Genomic DNA, 17783 nt, shown 5'->3' on the forward strand with positions numbered 1-17783 from the left:
TGTTCTCCTTCAAACGATATACATAGAAGCCTGCCAGTCCTCCCACATTTCCTCACCACGCGAGCATAGCAGAGAGAGATCACAACATCGACACGCATGCAGGGGGGAGTCTCACTGTTCAATCACGATGTGAAGCGGACCAAGTGCTTCGGTACATGTACCAAATAGTTGTTCAGGGAAATGTGATGATGATGTGATGGGAAGCTTCATGAGAGTGAGCAAATCGTGACATGCTCGGATTACACTCTGAATACAGTATTCTCTGTATGCCTGCGAGTTACGGTGGGGAGCAGAGAGAAGGCACTTGTAAATGTCTCTTTTCGGCTCGTTTTTCAGAAAATCGACAGTGTTATGTGAGAAGGAAAGATATACATTGTGTAAATGAGTCGATTTGAAGGGTTATTCCCGGCTTGGAGGGCAACATGGACCGCACATGGACCACTGTAGAGGGCAATGAGGCTGTTGCTGCTATTGCCTATGCATTAAGCGAGGTTATCGCTATCTATCCTATTACACCTTCGACGCCAATGGGCGAACTGGCCGATGCCTGGTCTGCGGCAGAACGGAAGAATCTCTGGGGGACTATTCCACTAGTTATAGAAATGCAATCGGAAGGAGGTGCAGCCGGAGCTATTCATGGTGCCCTGCAAACAGGAGCACTGGCCACCACTTTTACCGCGTCTCAGGGGTTGCTGCTCATGATCCCGAATATGTACAAAATTGCAGGTGAATTAACTCCTGTTGTGTTTCATGTCGCTGCTCGCTCTCTTGCGACTCAGGGACTTTCTATCTTCGGTGATCATTCTGACGTGATGGCGACGCGGGCCACTGGTTTTGCCCTACTTGCTTCCAATTCGCCACAAGAGGCGCAAGATCTGGCATTGATTGCGCATGCCTCGACATTGCAAGCACGCGTGCCCTTTTTGCATTTCTTTGATGGCTTTCGTACTTCCCATGAGATTAATAAGATTACACCACTAAGTCGCGAAGAGATGAGGGTGATGATCGATGATACAAGTGTGCAGGCTCATCGGGAGCGAGCGCTTTCACCTGAGCATCCTTTCATTCGTGGTACGGCGCAAAATCCCGATGTCTATTTTCAGGCACGGGAGAGCGTTAATGCATATTATCAGGCATGCCCAGATATTGTCCAGCAGATGATGGAGCGATTCGCGAACGTGGTCGGACGGCAGTATCACCTGTTTGACTACGTTGGTGCACCCGACGCTGAGCGGGTCATTGTACTCATGGGATCAGGAGCCGAGACGGCGCAAGCGACAGCCGAATACCTGACGACCCAGGGGGAGAAAGTGGGAGTGGTCAAGGTTCACTTATTCCGACCCTTCTCAGTCACGCATTTCTTACGCGCATTACCTCCCACCGTGCGCACTATAGCTGTTATGGATCGCACAAAAGAGCCGGGGAGTATTGGGGAACCACTGTATCTCGATGTCGTGACCGCAGTAGAGGAAGGGGCCGCGCAGTTTCTCTCAGATCCGCGTCCCCAGATCGTGGGGGGACGCTATGGCCTTTCCTCTAAAGAATTGACGCCAGCAATGGTCAAGGGCATCTTTGATGAGATGGGTCGAGCTGAACCGAAAAATCACTTTACCATCGGGATCACCGATGACGTTACCCACACCAGCCTTCCCTATAATCCGGCGTTTGCTATTGAGCATCAGGATACGATTCAATGTGTCTTTTGGGGCGTCGGCTCCGATGGTACGGTGGGAGCGAACAAGAACTCGATCAAGATTATCGGTGAAGAGACCGATAACTATGCACAGGGCTACTTTGTCTACGACTCCAAGAAATCAGGATCTGTCACCATTTCTCACCTGCGCTTCGGGCCGCAACCTATTCACGCTCCCTACCTGATCGGAGAGAACCAGGCACAGTTTGTCGCCTGTCACCAGTTCTCGCTTCTGGAGCGTTTTGATGTCCTCAAATATGCCCGACCGGGTGGCATCTTCCTTCTTGATAGCCTGTATGAGCCAGAGAACGTCTGGGAACATCTCCCACGGGAGGTACAGCAGGAGATCATCAAAAAGCACTTGAGCCTGTATGTCATCAATGCCCACAAGGTTGCTCTTGCAACAGGTATGGGCGGACGCATCAACACCGTAATGCAGACCTGTTTCTTTGCGCTCAGCGGTGTCCTGCCAAAGGAAGAGGCTATTGCCCAGATTAAACAGAGTATTCGTAAGACGTACAGCAAACGCGGTGAAGCCGTCGTAGAGCGTAACTTCCAGGCGGTCGATGAGACTCTGGCTCACCTCTATGGAGTTCCCCTTCCTGACCAAGAAGCATTACAACTCGTGGGACAGGGGAATGGGGCATCTTCCTCTCTGCCTACACGGCAACATCGTGCGATCCCATTGCCTGTTGTGACCCGACGCCCCCCTGTTTCTGAAGAAGCACCGGAGTTTGTCCGTAATGTCCTGGGACCCATGATTGCAGGAGAAGGCGATACACTGCCAGTCAGTGCCTTGCCCATTGATGGTACCTATCCCTCTGGAACCGCTCGCTGGGAGAAACGCAATATCGCTCTGGAAATGCCAGTGTGGGACCCTGATATCTGTATTCAGTGTGGCAAATGTGTGATGGTCTGTCCGCATGCCGTGATCCGTGAGAAGGTCTATGACCCTGCCCCGTTGACTGGCGCACCTGACACGTTCCAGTCAACGCAGGCACGCTTCAAGGAGTTTCCCGGCATGAACTATACACTTCAGGTCTCACCCGAAGATTGCACCGGCTGTCGTCTCTGTGTGGAAGCCTGTCCAGTGAAAGATAAGCGGCAGGTCGGACGCAAGGCTATCAATATGGCTCCCCAACCCCCACTGCGCGAGCGCGAAAAGACGAACTGGGAGTTCTTCCTGACCTTGCCTGATGTTGATCGTACCCATTTGAATGTCGCGGCCATCAAAAACTCGCAGCTGCTGACACCGCTGTTTGAGTTCTCTGGTGCCTGCTCTGGATGTGGTGAGACGCCCTATATTAAGCTGGCGACCCAGTTGTTTGGAGATCGCATGCTGGTAGCGAATGCTACCGGTTGCTCCTCCATCTATGGAGGAAATTTACCGACGACCCCCTGGACGTTCAACGGCGAAGGTCGTGGCCCGGCCTGGTCCAACTCGTTGTTTGAGGACAATGCCGAGTTCGGGCTGGGGATGCGTATCACGCTGGATAAGCAACAAGAATATGCCTGTGAACTCCTCTCGCAGTACCGCGCCTGCATCGGTCCAGAGCTGGTGGATGCGCTGCTGGATGCTGAGCAAGCAACTGAGGAAGGAATACAGGCTCAGCGCGAACGCGTGGCCGAACTCAAGCGGCGTGTGCAGGCGCTGGGTGAGCAGCAGGGAGATGCGCAGTCTCCGATCGTCACATCCCTGCACCATTTGCTCAGCCTGGCCGATACGTTGGTACGAAGAAGTGTCTGGATGATTGGCGGGGACGGATGGGCTTACGACATCGGTTTTGGCGGCCTGGATCATGTGTTGGCTTCCGGGCGCAATGTCAATGTGCTGGTGCTGGATACAGAGGTTTATTCCAATACAGGTGGGCAGGCATCGAAGTCTACACCACGTGCAGCCGTTGCCAAATTTGCGGCACGCGGGAAAGCGACGGCAAAAAAGGATCTGGGGATGCTCGCAATGGCCTATGGCAATGTCTATGTGGCACGTGTGGCTATGGGGGCCAACGATCAGCAAACCTTGCGGGCCTTCCTGGAAGCTGAAGCCTATGATGGGCCTTCACTGATTATTGCGTATAGTCATTGTATCGCACATGGCATCGAGATGAGTCGGGGGCTGATGCAGCAGAAGCTGGCGGTTCAGGCAGGTCACTGGCCGCTGTACCGCTACAATCCGGCGTTGTTAGTTGAGGGGAAAAATCCGCTGACGTTGGACTCGAAAGAGCCAACGATCCCGCTGGAAGAGTATGCCTACAACGAGACGCGTTATCGTATGCTCTTGCAGAGTAATGAGGCGCGTGCAGATACCTTAATGCAGCTTGCGAAGCAGGACGTTCGTGAGCGCTGGCAGCAATATCAGCAAATGAGCGAAGGAACCGATCAGAGGGATGAGCACAGGAAGGAAGGGAGCAGCAAATGACATCACTTGACCTTACCACGACCTATCTGGGACTGCATCTGAAGAATCCTTTAGTGGCTTCAGCTTCTCCGCTGACGAAGAGGCTCGACTATGTTCGTCGGCTAGAGGATGCTGGTGCTTCAGCCGTCGTGATGTACTCGCTGTTTGAGGAGCAGATCACGCATGAAAGCGCCGAACTGAACCATTATCTGAGTCGTGGCACGCACAGCTTTGCCGAAGCGCTCAGCTACTTTCCCGAGATGGAGCGGTACAACATAGGACCAGAACGCTACCTGGAGCACCTGCATAATGTGAAATCTGCCGTGAAGATCCCCGTCATTGGCAGTTTGAACGGGATCTCGCCCGGCGGGTGGGTCGAGTATGCCCGCAAGATTGAGCAGGCGGGGGCCGATGCGCTGGAGTTGAACATCTACTACCTGCCAACGGATCTGAATCTGAGCAGCACCGAACTTGAAGAGACCTATGTGGACCTGGTAAAAGAGGTGCGGGCCGCAGTCACGCTTCCTCTTGCCCTCAAGCTCAGTCCCTTTTTCACCGCGCTTCCTTATATTGCCAGGCGCTTTGTCGAGGCGGGAGCCAATGGACTGGTGCTGTTCAATCGTTTTTATCAGCCGGACTTGGATCTGGATACCTTAGAAGTCGTGCCCAATCTGGAGTTGAGTACGTCTGCCGAGGTGCGCCTCCCACTGCGCTGGATTGCCTTGCTCTCTGGACGTATTCCTGCCGACTTTGCGCTAACCAGCGGCGTCCACACCGCACGGGATGTACTCAAAGCTGTTATGGCAGGTGCCAGTGTCGCGATGATGACTTCTGTCTTGCTGTCAAACGGCATCAACCACCTGGCTTCTATCCTGGCAAACATGCAATTGTGGATGGAGGAGCACGAGTACTCCTCTATTGCCCAGATGAGGGGGAGCATGAGTCAGCGTGCTGTGGCAGAACCGGCAGCCTTTGAGCGGGCCAATTACCTTAAAGCGCTGAATTCGTTCGACCATTATCTGCCATGATCAGGAGAACCCTGAGAGGTGAGGTAGATAATCAGAGACAAGAGACTGCTTGTGTGGCTTGAATGAGCAGGAGGGTGGCACTAGCCTCCTGCTCATTTATTCGACGAAAGGAGAAATCCGTCGATGCCCAGATTCGCCGTGTACTACGTCCCTCAAGAAGATACCTCCTTAGGGAATTTCGTTGGTGACACTCTCAACCTCTAGAAAGGGGATGGGACTTTCCGCGCCGTTGAGAGTGTATTTCTCCACGATTACAGGTGTCTCTTATTTTCGGTTGCTATCGTCACAGGGAGGTTACACTGACCGCCAGCTTTTTGAGAGGTCTTCGTGACTTCAGAGCGCTATTCGGTGATAATATGGAGAGGACAGGATGCTATCTTGTTGCTGATAGGCAACGTGAAAAAATTTCTTGAAAGGAGCATCTCCATGTTTCAACGTATTCTTGTTCCGCTGGATGGCTCCTCCCGGGCTGAACGGGCGATCCTTGTCGCGCTCCGTCTTGCGCGGGCTTCAGGTGGTTCTCTTGTCCTTTTACGCGTTATTGACAATCCACCCAGGTTCTGCCCGTTTCTGTTCGGTCAACAATCGTTCGCATCAACCGTTATCGGTCCAGCGTTGTTCGAGGCTCAGCAATATCTTGCTGACGTGCGTGCGGCATTTCACGAGGGGAAAGTGGAGATAAAAACGATCTCGCTGGTTGGCCTGGCAGCCTCCACTATCTTGCAGGTCGCAGTTGATGAGCGTGCCGATCTGGTCGTACTTTGCAGTCACAGCTGTACGGGTCTCTCTCGGCAGTTGATGGGAAGTGTCGCGGAAAAGGTTGCATGCTGCTCCCCTGTACCTGCCCTGGTCCTGCGCGAAGGGGGTCCGATACCCACAGGTCCCCATCCAGATACCTCACGCACGCTGTGTATTCTCGTCCCTCTCGATGGATCTCCCCAGGCGGAGGCGGCCCTGGCTCCAGCAGCAGCATTGGTGACAGGATTGGTGTCCCCAAAGATGGGGGTGTTGCATCTCACACGAGTGGTAAAACCTGCTTCAGCTCACCATGAACAAGGAGGAGTTGGTATGGAGGATATATGCCGGGTGCGAGAGGTGAAAGGCTATCTTCAAAGGACCGTTCAACGATTTTCCGAAGGCTGGAAGACGCTGCACATGGCTCCTCTCAATTTCACGATGACCTGGTCGGTAATCACCGATACGCATATTGCCAATGCGATTCTCCATGTAGCGACAACAGGGGAAGATACTGAAGGGATCAGCTCACCTGGTGGTTGCGAGATCATCGCGATGGCAACACATAGGTCTGTTGGCGCTTCCTTGTTCCCGATGGGAAGTGTAGCTGAGCAAGTGCTTAACGGGACAAAACTGCCAGCACTCATTGTCCATCCTGGACTCTCAACACCGAAGGCGCATGCTTCTGGTATGGAAACAGCCCCCTCCGTTCTTCCTACAATATAGGAATGTACGTGGTTCACGAGAGGAATCTAGCGGCCCTCGATGACTTCTACGCTCCTGAGCACCTGGCTCTTTGTTTGCTGAAAACGAGAAGTGATTGAGATTTGTTTTCCTGGTTCTGTTTGTGTTTGTGATGCCTGCTTGCTATGATCTAGGGAGATACTAGGAGTTGCTTATTTTGTCTCTGAGGTAAGAATAGATTGGGGAGAAATGTGAGCAATTTATCATGCGAGATACGCAACAAGATAGTCCTCAGACTGTTATCAAAGAACAGGCTCCTCTGCCTCAATCAGAGGAGGCCATCAGCCCAAAGCGATGGCAGCGACAATTTAAGGATGTTATGCTTCAACATCCTTTGCCGATTGGATCATTGCTGCTTCTACTCATCAGCTTCTTTTGCTGGTTAGGAGGACGTACCGATATAGCGTCCTGGATTCTGCTGCTCATTGTGCTCTTTGGCGGCATTCCATTAGTGTGGGAAACAATCAAACAGATGGCCAGGGGAGAGTTTAGTATCGACCTGATCGCCATCCTTGCTATCACTGGCTCGCTATGGATGGGTGAATATCTCGCCGGAGCATTTATTGTTTTGATGTTGTCGGGAGGAAAGTCTTTAGAGGTATACGCGCTCAGGCGGGCGCGTCGTTCTCTCTCGGCACTGGCTGAACGAGCGCCGCGCCAGGCTCATATCTGGGAGGAAGAGCAACTGATTGATATACCAGCAGAAGCTATCAATGTTGGGATGCGTGTTGTGGTGAAGCCGGGCGAAATTATTCCGGTTGATGGAGCAATTGAAGAAGGAGAGTCGAATGTCAGTGAGGCTGATCTGACTGGTGAGCCTCTCCCAGTCTACAAAGTACCAGGAATGCTTGTGCTCTCTGGGAGTGTCAATTTAGATAGCATCTTGAGCGTACGCGCAAGCAAAAGTAATGTTGAAAGTAAATATGCGCAAATCGTGAAGCTGGTTGAGGAAGCGCAGGAACAAAAAGCACCTATTCACAGACTGGCAGATCGCTACAGTGTTGTATTTACAGTAGTAACTATCCTCTTTGCTCTTGTGGCCTGGCTCTTTTCGAAAGATCCTATTTATGCTCTGGCCGTCCTGGTGGTAGCGACACCTTGCCCGCTGATTCTAGCGACACCGATTGCTATTATGTCAGGCATTGATCTTGCTGCACGCCATGGCATTATTGTCAAAAGCGGAGCGGCTATTGAGCAACTTGGAGAAGTTGATGTGGCGGTGTTCGATAAGACGGGAACCCTTACTTTAGGAATTCCCCAAGTCACGGAAATGCTTTTGCTAGAAGAGCAGCGGCTCTCAACGGAAGAGCGTACTCTTTGGGAAGAACGATTGCTGCGCCTGGCAGCTTCGGTCGAACAACTTTCTACGCACATTCTGGCCAATGCCATCGTTGATGCCGCGCAGGAACGGCAATTGACACTAATTCCTGCTAGCGATTTTCAGGAGGTCTTTGGGAAGGGTGTGCAGGGGACTGTTATCGAGAATGTATCTGGAGTAGAACAAGCGAGCATGGGTGGTGTAACCGTAGTCGCTGTTGGGAATCGCTCCTTCATGCGTCAGTTGTTAATCACATTACCGCCAGCTTTGTTAGAAGAGCGTGAGCGGCGGACAGAACAGGGTCAAATTGCCAGCTTTGTGGCACTGGATGGACACTGTGTGGGTTTGATCGTGCTAGAAGATGTTCCGCGTCCTGAACTGGCTGGTCTGGCTCCGGCACTGAAGAGAGAAGGTATCACAGAGACAGTACTACTCACGGGAGATAGTGAGATTGTTGCCGAGCAGATCGGAGATTTGGCCCATATTGACCGGGTCGTCGCACGGTGCCTTCCGGAGGAGAAAGTACATGTTATTCGGGAATACGTGAAGAAGAAACGGAAAGTGCTAATGGTAGGTGATGGTGTCAACGATGCTCCTGCACTTGCATCTGCTACCGTCGGTATGGCATTGGGGGCGCAGGGGCTGACAGCAGCAGCGAGCGCCGCTGATGCCGTCTTGCTCTCGACAGAAATTTTACGGGTGGTCTCGGCGGTCCATATAGGGCGACGTGCGCTACGCATTGCGTTACAGGGTATCTGGTTAGGAATGGGACTCAGCGTGATTGCCATGTGCTTTGCTGCCTATGGAGCCATTGAGCCAGCCGTTGGAGCCATCTTGCAAGAAGGAATTGATGTTCTGGTCATCCTGAATGCTTTGCGCGTGGGAAGGACAGTATCTTTGCATGCCAATGGAGAGATAAGCAGGAAGAGAACGTGATTGATCTGTGATGAGCAAGGACTGCGCTGTGTACGCATTGTGACCTTGCGTTTTTATGCTGTAGGTAGGTAAAAGCAAGGGCAATAGCGTGAAACAAGGAAGGAAATGACGATGTTGAAACGTATACTTGTTCCATTAGACGGTTCGACCCTGGCCGAACAAGCTCTTCCACTGGCTGCCAGGATTGCTCGTGCGACAGGTGGGTCGGTTTTACTCGTGCGCGTCGTCAACGCTCTCCAGCAGTTCGGCATGTACGCAAGAGAAGCATCTCCCTATCTCCAGGAGATGGTGGATGAAGCATTGATGCAAGCTACTGTCTATCTTACGCAGGTAGCCACTTCAAAGCCACTGAATGGCATCAACACCCGTATTGCTGTTTTCTCAGGATCGGTTGCTGCTCATATTCTCGATATAGCGCGTGATGAGCAGATAGATCTGCTCGTCATGAGTAGTCACGGTTATAGTGACTTCAAGCATTGGGCATTGGGGAGTATTGCCCAGAAAGTGATACGACATAGCCCGGTTCCGGTGTTGCTCCTGCGCAAGCAGGGACACAAGCTGAGCGGCCTGTCGCAGAAGCTACCTCACCCTGTACGTGCGCTGGTCGCGCTGGATGGGTCACCCTTCGCCGAGGCCACAGCACGGCCTGCCGCTGAACTGGTGGCAGCGTTAAGTACCCCTGCTCGGGGTGAGGTCCATCTGATGCAACTGGTGAAACTGCCCACCGTGGAAGAAGAGATGATGTGTGAGCGCGTTGGTCTTGATGTGGATTTCAGGCAGGCGGCACTTCGCGAGTGCGGTGAGTATCTACAGGCCGTACGAGAGCGCCTCTGCCGTGAGATGGGAGACGCCGATACGGACATTACCTGGTCTGTGGAGGAGTGTAGCGATGTGGCGGAGGCGCTCATCGCGTTAGCAGAGCGCGGAGAAGGCATTGCCCTCCATCAGCCGAGCGATCTGCTGGTCATGGCGACGCATGGACGCGGTGGACTGCAACGCTGGCTCATGGGCAGCGTGACCGAGCGTGCGCTTGAACATTCGTCGCTTCCAGTCCTCATTGTACGTCCAGGGGAGCAAGCAGCAAAGGAGCCAAAGGCGCTCTATGAGGAGACTGTGCAGGGGGTTGGGCAGGACTAGCGCAATGGTGTTCCTGCTATGTTGTGATGGAGTAAGGTGTTGCCAGGAAGGATGTCCTTTGTGAAAGAAAGGACATCCTTCCTGGCAACACCTCATTGCGCGAGTGCCGTGCGCATCAGCCGCCGCTTCACTTCTTCAACGATGAGCAGGTACAGCCAGCGCTGTCTTCCTGGGTTGGTTTACTCTAATCTGGCTCAATTAGGAGGTGCTTGAGTCGTGTTCCTAATTATGCAGGAATATGTACACCTCTGCCATTTCACTGGCATCTAAGTCGGCTTTCATGAGATCTCAAATACATTATAAAGCGAACTTCGTTTCTTTTGCTTGTTCAAAGCTCTTTTCGTGACCTCTTTGTGAGCCTATGGTTTCCTCCCGTGACTCCGTTGAGAAGATCAACTTCTATCATTATTCTGAGGTGAAGGAGAATGTGATGAAAAGTGTTGTGAACAGATATTGCCATTGATCAATTCATTTATACAAGGAGATGGAACAGAGGTGAGTTCATTGCCTTGTACTGAGATCATTGAGCCTCTTCCTACAGGGGCTCTGAGGAAAGGAGAGCGACCATGTTTCAACGTATTCTTGTTCCCCTGGACGGCTCTACACATGCAGAACGAGCACTTCCTGTTGCACTCCGCCTGGTTCGTGCATCTGGTGGCTCCCTCCTCCTGCTTCGTGCAGTCAATACGGCAACAGACTTTTGGCCATTTGTGCCAGACAAAGCATCGCTGGTGCAGACCGCAGTGGGTTCGGAGGAAACTGAGGCCCGGCAATACCTGGCGCATGTGCTTGTGACACTCCATGAGCCGGACCTGGCCGTAGAAACAGTTGTGCAGGTAGGCCCTGCTGCTTCCACTATTCTTGCGGAAGCTACATCTCTACAGGCTGATCTGATTGTCATGTGTAGTCGCGGCTCTACCAGCCTGGTTCGCCTGCTGATGGGTAGCGTGACCCGGGAGGTAGCGCGTCATTCCACTGTGCCAGTGCTTGTCCTTCGTGAAGGCGCGCCTCTCCCGGCAGGCCCTCACCCGGATGTAGGACGCCCTATGCGTGTCCTGGTGCCTCTGGATGGCTCCTCGCATGCGAAAGCCGCACTTGTTTCTGCTGCCTCGCTAGCTATGGCTCTGGCTGCACCTGCGCCTCCAGCATTACATCTGACACGGGTTGTCAAACCTCTCCCTACAAATCACGAACAAGACGAGGTATACCTGGAGCGGACCAGGATGTTCCAGCGAACGAAGGAGTACCTACAGCGCACAGCAGAGCATCTGCGCGAAGGCTGGAGTGTCCCCGAGTTTGCCCATGTCGCACCAATCATTACCTGGTCTGTGGTTCCTGATGCTGATGTAGCCGCTGCTATTCTGCGAGTAGCGGAAACGGGAGAGGATACAGAAGGTGTCAGCCCATTTGGTGGTTGTGACGTGATTGCTATGTCAACTCACGGATATAGCGGCCTCTCGCTCTTAACGATAGGAAGTATCACTGAACACGTACTCAATGCTAGCAACCTGCCACTGCTCATTGTTCGTCCAACGCCACACACGGATGGGAAGCCTGCGGATTGGATGAAAACAACACTTGATGCGTTTCCAGTATAAGTGAAGGGATATGTTATCTGGAAGTGTTTGGGGTGATACCTTCAACCTGTGTTTTGCCGTAGTGGAAAACTCTCTTGAGAAGCGCAACTTGAAAGAAGGGCGATCTCTGTGAAAACAGATCGTCCTTCTTTCATAAGGAGCTAGACGATGCATCACAATTTCTTGATATCTCGTATGAGTGTCTGAGTCTGCCCGGTAAAGTGCTGTGTATCTTGCAGGCTTTTTCTACATCTCCGATGTGAGAAACCTCTTATTTAGTGTCTTCTGTCCTGGTATGAGCTTCTTGCCCATGAGAGTGGATAACGAGCAAAGGCAACTTTGTATGCTTCAGCACCTGCTCAGTCACGCTTCCCATCAGCAGATGTTGCAATCCAGTTCGTCCATGTGTCGCCATTGCAATTATCGCATCGCGCCCTTTCAACTCCTCTTCCTGCTCTGTCGCTTCGATGATCGCTGTTGCAGTTGAGGGATTGATGACAACGGATGATATAACAGGCAATGGATGGTCTATGTGTAGCCTCTCTTTGAGTTGTTGTAAGTATCGGGTGGCCTCTTGCTGCAACTCCTTTCGTATGAAGGCATCAGCATCGAGCACTCCTTTGTACTTTCCAGAAGAGGAAGGGATGTCTATTACCCTCAAAAGATGGATAGCGGCTGGTTCTGGTGCCGCTAGAGCGGAGATGAGCTGTATAGCTGGCTCCAGCGCCGTCTCTGCAAGAGGCGTTCCATCCAGGGGAATAAGCACACGCAGCGGCTGATCTTCTGTCAATTTGTGCAGATCCATGCAGTTTTCATGCAGAATCAATATCGGTACTGGGGCATGGCGAACCGCTTCAAATGCAATGCTACCGAAAAACAGGCGTTTCCATCCTGTGTCCTCATGACTCCACATGATGATGGAATCTACCTGCTCAAGCAAGGCTGTGGCGAAGATGGTGGGCGCGGGCGCTCCCATTTCTACGTCCAGTTTTATTGGGATACCAGTCAACTCCTGAGCATAGGCTGTAGTAACTGTATAGGTCAAGTAATCTCCGGCTTGTACGTGCCGCGTTTCATCTCTCCCCGTTTGGAGGTCGGCCAAGCTTTCAAATGAATAATTGCCAGCTTTGGCAGGAGAGAAAACAACAGTGGTAAAGATGAGTGTTCCTCCAGTAGCACGTGCAATATGCGCGGCTACTGGAATAGCTCGTTCGGCATGCTCCGATCCATCCAGTGGAACTAAAATGCGCTGAAACATATGTGTACCTCTTTTGTTCTGGCAGTCAGCGACATCACCGTTTAGAGTTCTTGGCTGATTAAGCAAGTCAGGTCAGCCACACGGCAGGCATAGCCCCATTCATTGTCATACCAGGCGACGACTTTCACGAAGGTGTCTCCAAGCATCATCGTCGAGAGGCCATCTACTGTGGAAGAATGCGAGTCGCCACGGAAGTCAGACGAGACCAATGGTTCTTCGGTATAGGCCAGAACGCCATTGAGCCGGCCCGTTGTTGCGCGCTTGAAGGCCTCATTAATAGCCTCTTTGCTCGCGGGTTCTCGGAGATTCGCCACAAAGTCCACGACAGAGACGGTGAGCGTAGGAACACGCAGGGCAAAACCGTCAAATTTGCCTTTGAGATCTGGGATTACCAATGCCAAAGCACGTGCCGCGCCTGTGGTGGTTGGAATAATATTGGCTGCGGCGGCACGTGCTCGGCGCAAGTCTTTATGCACGACATCCAGGATAGGCTGATCGTTGGTATAGGCATGTACTGTGGTCATCAGTCCGCGTTCAATGCCAAAGGCATCATGAAGCACTTTTACGGTTGGAGCCAGGCAGTTTGTGGTGCAGGAGGCATTAGAAATGATCTGATGCTCGGCCGGATTATAGTCCTGCTCGTTCACGCCCAGTACAATCGTGATGGCTTTCTCTGTGGCCTTTCCTTTGAGAGGCGCTGAGACGATAACTTTCTTTACTGTGTCATGGAGGTGAGCGCTCGCCTGCTCCGCATCGGTGAAGCGTCCAGTACTCTCGATGACGACCTGTACTCCCACATCACTCCAGGGAATCCGAGCGGGGTCGCGCTGTGCGAATACGTTGATGTGTCTGCCGTTGATCACCAGGTCGTTCTCTTTTGTTTCGACGATTCCCTCAAAACGCCCGTAGGTCGAATCATAGCGGAACAGATGGGCATTGGTCTGCACATCGGTAATATCGTTGATTGCGACCACTTCTAGATCGTTCGGGTAGCGTTCAAGTAATGCTTTGAAGCTCTGGCGTCCAATACGGCCAAAGCCGTTGATGCCAACACGTATAGACATAAGGAAAAACCTCCTGATGAGAGAGAAGATACCATTGATCCTCTCTCTATCACTACTCACAGGAGAAAACGAAAAACCTCCTGAAGTCATATTCTCTTATTTAGAGTGTAGCGCCGCTTGTTTACACTTCCATCACAGCTATTGGATCTGAAAGCACAGACCCATCACAATCATTGTTCTCCGCTTCAGGGCATTAGTGAGCGACCAGAGCGCTTCTCGCCAGAGGATCGCCTCCTACCTCTCCCAGTTTGGAGAGGAAGAGATAGCCTTCCAGTTGTTCTGGCGTCAAATGGATGAGCGTGGGTGGATATGTCTGCCTCTCGGGAATTTTGGGTAGGGTAATTGTTTCTGTGATTGTGGCATCCCGAGGAGAGGTATCGTGTACATCGATCGTATATTGTCCCTGGTGGGATGTGGTTAAGATTTGATAGGTTTCGTCATGGAAGCGACGAAATTCTGCTAACCGGTTGGCTCGAATCCATTCTCTTCTGTTTCTCTCCTGCCTTTCTTGTGTTTTCTCAGCATCGCTCATCGCTTCTAGCTCGCGCCGTAAACGAGCGCGGGTCGCTATGATAGCATGCTGTAACTGCTTGTCTCCTTCTGTCTTTCCCTGAGAAGCACCTGGCAGTTGCTCTAGATGTTCGATCTGTTCTGTCAGGGTTGGCTCAAATTCCGGGCAATGGTAGATTCTGACGTGCAAGCGCCGGATGGCTGTTCCCCAGAGTTCCTGAATGGTCTTGATGACTTCTACATCCTGTTCTTTCCATGCAAGGGCATTTTTTAGATGGATGAAATCGATCCAGGAGTTTTGTTCGATGGCCTGTTTTTTGAGCGTTCTCAGGATTTGTGCTCCGATCGTTGCCTCTTCCTGGATAATTTCCTCGCACGTGAGACCCGGGCGGTCGGGCGTTTTCTCCGTACCTGCGTAGTAGCCTTCTAAACCTGTATAGGGCAATTCCTGTCTTTTGCCGTTTGTTCCTATGGCGCGGGGGTTCCCGACGATGACTCCTCCTCTTCCCTGTTTGAGCAACAGAAAGGCGAGGTGCCGCATGTCGCGCGAATGATTCTCTTCTTCCTGATAGAGTTGGGCAATGATAGTATCACGAACATGTTCTTGCCGCTCCCTTTGTTCCTGTTCGTTCGGCGGTTGCCCAGCTTCGGGCATCTCTGTGAGATTATGTTCCAGCTCAAGCAATTCCTGACCAAGCTGCGGCCACTGATGGCGTACAGGAGGGGGGATAGCTGTTGTATCGTGGTTGGTAGCAGATTCAAGATGTTGATGAGATTTATTTGCTTTCATCATCGTCTTTCTCCTCGTATAAGCTGTGCATCACTCATATCGCTTATATTTAGTACACCATAGTGATAGCACAAAACTATCACAATTAAGGCTGAATTTCTCTCAAATCAGTTACTTCTTACCATACAAGAAATGTGACCTCCTCGTGACGCTGCTTGCCCTTAACGTGATTGTATGGTGATCCTGCTGCTATAGAGTTCCTGATAGAAATGAATATTCAAATATATGAATGAAAGGAGCGAGAATCATGGCAGACCGTATGTCGATCATCCTGTTTTCAGGAACCGTAGATAAGCTCATGGCGGCATCCATCCTGACCACAGGCGGTGCTGCGATGGGTATGGAAGTTGAGGTCTTTCTCACAACATGGGGTTTAGAAGCTTTTCGGAAGGACAGCTACAAGACCAATATGCGCGTGAGCAAGGACTATGAGGATTATGCTCCGGTCATGATGCAGCAGATGATAGCAAAGAAGGTTCCCTCCTGGATGGACAACTTCAAGAATGCCAGAGAGATCGGAGACGTGAAAGTCTTTGCTTGCAGCATGACAATGGAACTGTTTGACATGAAGCTTGAAGATTTGGAGCCTATCGTCGATGACGTGACCGGCGTTGCGACCTTTGTTGAGCGTGCCAGAGAAGGAGAAATTACTCTGTTCATATAACAGTAGCTACGTAGGCGGTTGCCAGGTTTCTTGCAGCCACCTCGTTCTCCCATTATGCAAAGGAGTTGATGACGATGCCAGAACTGACAGACATCACGATTGATAAAGAGATTGATGCACGCGGCAGCTTTTGCCCAGGCCCTCTTATGGAGCTGATTCGTGGGATGAAAGCTCTCCCAGTGGGTGGTGTGTTGGCCGTATTATCCAGCGATCCTGGCTCGGCGAAGGATATTCCAGCGTGGATTCAAAAAGCCAGGCACGAATATCTGGGCGCTTTTCCAGAGCAAGGTTACACGCGTTTTGTGGTACGCAAGGCTCATTAGTAACGAATGAAGGAGATGGTTCTATGCCTCAACATATTCTGATTGTTGGTGGAGGCGTAGGTGGAACAATTGTAGCTAACCTGTTGGCTCGCTCGCTACATCATCAGGAAGCGGAAATCACCCTGATTGATAGTACCGGGAAACACGTGTATATGCCGGGCTGGCTCTACTTGCCATTTAATCAACTTGGTGCTGAGAGCCATCAACTGGTCCGCCCGGAGCGTGACCTGCTCAATAACCACGTGCGCCTGGTTACAGGCGAGGTACATAAGATCGATCAAGCAAATCATGAACTTCACGTACGTCGTGGTCTAAGTTTAGACGAAATGGTTGATACTGGTGAAGCGAGTGAAGTGATCTATCCCTATGATTATCTGGTGCTGGCAACTGGTGCCCGCCTGGTTCCATCAGATCTGCCGGGCCTTGCTGAAGCCGAGGGGCAATGGCACCACTTTTATAGCGCCGAGGGATCTTTACAATTGCGAAAAGCCCTGAATGCTTTTGAGGGAGGACGGATCGTGATCACGGTTGGCGGCATCCCGTATCGCTGCCCGCCTGCACCGCTGGAATTTACTTTCCTGCTTGACGAATGGCTGCGGAAACGTGGCCTGCGGGATCGAACCGAGATCCACTATCTCTATCCACTTCCACGCGTCTTTCCTATTGAGACCGTGGCAGAGGTGGCAGCACCACTGCTAGAAGAACGCAACGTACACACGACCGTTTTCTTCAACACAGAAGCGGTGGATACTGAGCGGAAGGTGATCTCATCGCTAGAGGGGGAGGAGATTCCCTACGACCTGCTGGTGCTTGTGCCACCGCATCGTGGGGCGAAAGTGATTGAAGAATCGGGGTTAGGAGATGAGCAAGGGTGGTTGCCTACGGATCGGGCTACGTTGGAGGTAAAAGGGCAATCGCACATATATGCGCTGGGCGATGCGACAGATCTGCCAGTTTCTAAAAGCGGCTCGGCTGCTCACTTTGAGGCAAAGGTGGTTGCTCATCGTCTGATTGCCGAGATACGCGGCGAGGAGCCAAAGAAGAGGGAAGCCACTTATGATGGTGAGGTGATGTGCTTCTTAGAGACGGGGCAGAACAAAGCGACGCAGCTTGTCTTCAACTATGAGCACCCGCCACGCCCACCACAGGCCAGTCTGTATTACCATATGGAGAAGCAACTCTTTAACCGGGCGTACTGGCATCTTGTTCCACAGGGGCTGGTATGATATGCGTCCCACCTGGAAGAAGCGGAAAATGGAAAGAGAGCGAGAAGAGCAACTGTATCGGCTGCAAGCAGACCTCTGCCGAGTTCTGGCTGAACCCACACGCTTGAAAATCCTCAACTTGCTGGGTGAGGGATCGCAAGCGGTCAAGGATCTGGTTGAAGCGACAGGAGAACGGCAGGCGAAGATCAGCCAACATTTGACCGTCATGCGTCAACGCGGCATCGTGCGCGCTCAACGTGTTGGAGCGGAAGTTCATTACTCGTTGGCTGATCCACGTATCCTGCAAGCATGCCATATCACACGAGAGATTTTGCTCCAGCATCTGACACAACAGGCGAGTCTAGCCGTCCCATTTGTCATTGACGATGGGAACTGATGATGC

14 protein-coding genes are annotated in these 17783 nt (G+C 51.9%); 11 read left to right on the forward strand and 3 right to left on the reverse strand.

Going from position 1 to position 17783, the window contains the following annotated elements:
* Positions 1-422: 422 nt before the first annotated feature.
* The 7 genes from nifJ (at position 423) to K3T83_RS49620 (ending at position 11587) form a co-directional block, all read left to right on the forward strand.
* Positions 423-4112 carry a pyruvate:ferredoxin (flavodoxin) oxidoreductase gene (gene nifJ / locus K3T83_RS49590; protein WP_220210544.1) on the forward strand — a complete coding sequence of 1230 codons (3690 nt, stop codon included), beginning with the start codon at positions 423-425 and terminating at the stop codon, positions 4110-4112.
* Positions 4109-5119, forward strand: a complete 1011-nt coding sequence (locus K3T83_RS49595) for a dihydroorotate dehydrogenase-like protein (protein ID WP_220210545.1) — start codon at positions 4109-4111, stop codon at positions 5117-5119. The genes nifJ and K3T83_RS49595 overlap by 4 nt, the downstream gene beginning before the upstream one ends.
* 426 nt (positions 5120-5545) lie before the next feature.
* Positions 5546-6580 carry a universal stress protein gene (locus K3T83_RS49600; RefSeq protein ID WP_220210546.1) on the forward strand — a complete coding sequence of 345 codons (1035 nt, stop codon included), beginning with the start codon at positions 5546-5548 and terminating at the stop codon, positions 6578-6580.
* Between the two features lie 223 nt (positions 6581-6803).
* Positions 6804-8852, forward strand: a complete 2049-nt coding sequence (locus tag K3T83_RS49605) for a heavy metal translocating P-type ATPase (RefSeq protein WP_220210547.1) — start codon at positions 6804-6806, stop codon at positions 8850-8852.
* 111 nt (positions 8853-8963) lie between these two features.
* Positions 8964-9989: a universal stress protein gene (locus K3T83_RS49610; protein WP_220210548.1), complete on the forward strand. Its 1026-nt coding sequence runs from the start codon at positions 8964-8966 to the stop codon at positions 9987-9989.
* A gap of 60 nt (positions 9990-10049) precedes the next feature.
* Positions 10050-10202, forward strand: coding sequence for a hypothetical protein (locus K3T83_RS49615; RefSeq protein WP_220210549.1), 153 nt, complete (start codon positions 10050-10052; stop codon positions 10200-10202).
* A gap of 353 nt (positions 10203-10555) precedes the next feature.
* On the forward strand, positions 10556-11587 hold the full coding sequence (locus tag K3T83_RS49620) for a universal stress protein (RefSeq protein ID WP_220210550.1): 1032 nt from the start codon (positions 10556-10558) through the stop codon (positions 11585-11587).
* A gap of 250 nt (positions 11588-11837) precedes the next feature.
* Here K3T83_RS49620 and K3T83_RS49625 read toward each other — a convergent pair whose 3' ends face one another.
* The 3 genes from K3T83_RS49625 to K3T83_RS49635 form a co-directional block, all read right to left on the reverse strand.
* Entirely contained in the window at positions 11838-12824 is a 987-nt protein-coding gene (locus K3T83_RS49625) for a universal stress protein (protein ID WP_220210551.1), read from the reverse strand.
* Positions 12825-12865: 41 nt separating this feature from the next.
* Complete coding sequence (gap, locus tag K3T83_RS49630) at positions 12866-13888, reverse strand: type I glyceraldehyde-3-phosphate dehydrogenase (protein WP_220210552.1); 1023 nt, start codon at positions 13886-13888, stop codon at positions 12866-12868.
* Between the two features lie 193 nt (positions 13889-14081).
* Positions 14082-15191 carry a hypothetical protein gene (locus tag K3T83_RS49635; protein ID WP_220210553.1) on the reverse strand — a complete coding sequence of 370 codons (1110 nt, stop codon included), beginning with the start codon at positions 15189-15191 and terminating at the stop codon, positions 14082-14084.
* A 244-nt stretch (positions 15192-15435) separates the two neighbouring features.
* Here K3T83_RS49635 and K3T83_RS49640 point away from each other — a divergent pair, with 244 nt between their 5' ends.
* The 4 genes from K3T83_RS49640 (at position 15436) to K3T83_RS49655 (ending at position 17777) form a co-directional block, all read left to right on the forward strand.
* Complete coding sequence (locus K3T83_RS49640) at positions 15436-15852, forward strand: DsrE/DsrF/DrsH-like family protein (RefSeq protein WP_220210554.1); 417 nt, start codon at positions 15436-15438, stop codon at positions 15850-15852.
* Between the two features lie 74 nt (positions 15853-15926).
* The gene (locus K3T83_RS49645) at positions 15927-16175 is read left to right on the forward strand and encodes a sulfurtransferase TusA family protein (protein WP_220210555.1); all 249 of its coding nucleotides are present in this window, start codon (positions 15927-15929) and stop codon (positions 16173-16175) included.
* A gap of 23 nt (positions 16176-16198) precedes the next feature.
* On the forward strand, positions 16199-17401 hold the full coding sequence (locus K3T83_RS49650; protein ID WP_220210556.1) for an NAD(P)/FAD-dependent oxidoreductase: 1203 nt from the start codon (positions 16199-16201) through the stop codon (positions 17399-17401).
* 28 nt (positions 17402-17429) lie between these two features.
* Positions 17430-17777 (forward strand): ArsR/SmtB family transcription factor, encoded by a 348-nt coding sequence (locus K3T83_RS49655; RefSeq protein ID WP_220210557.1) that lies wholly within the window; start codon positions 17430-17432, stop codon positions 17775-17777.
* Positions 17778-17783: the final 6 nt, after the last annotated feature.

Source organism: Reticulibacter mediterranei (assembly GCF_016587455.1).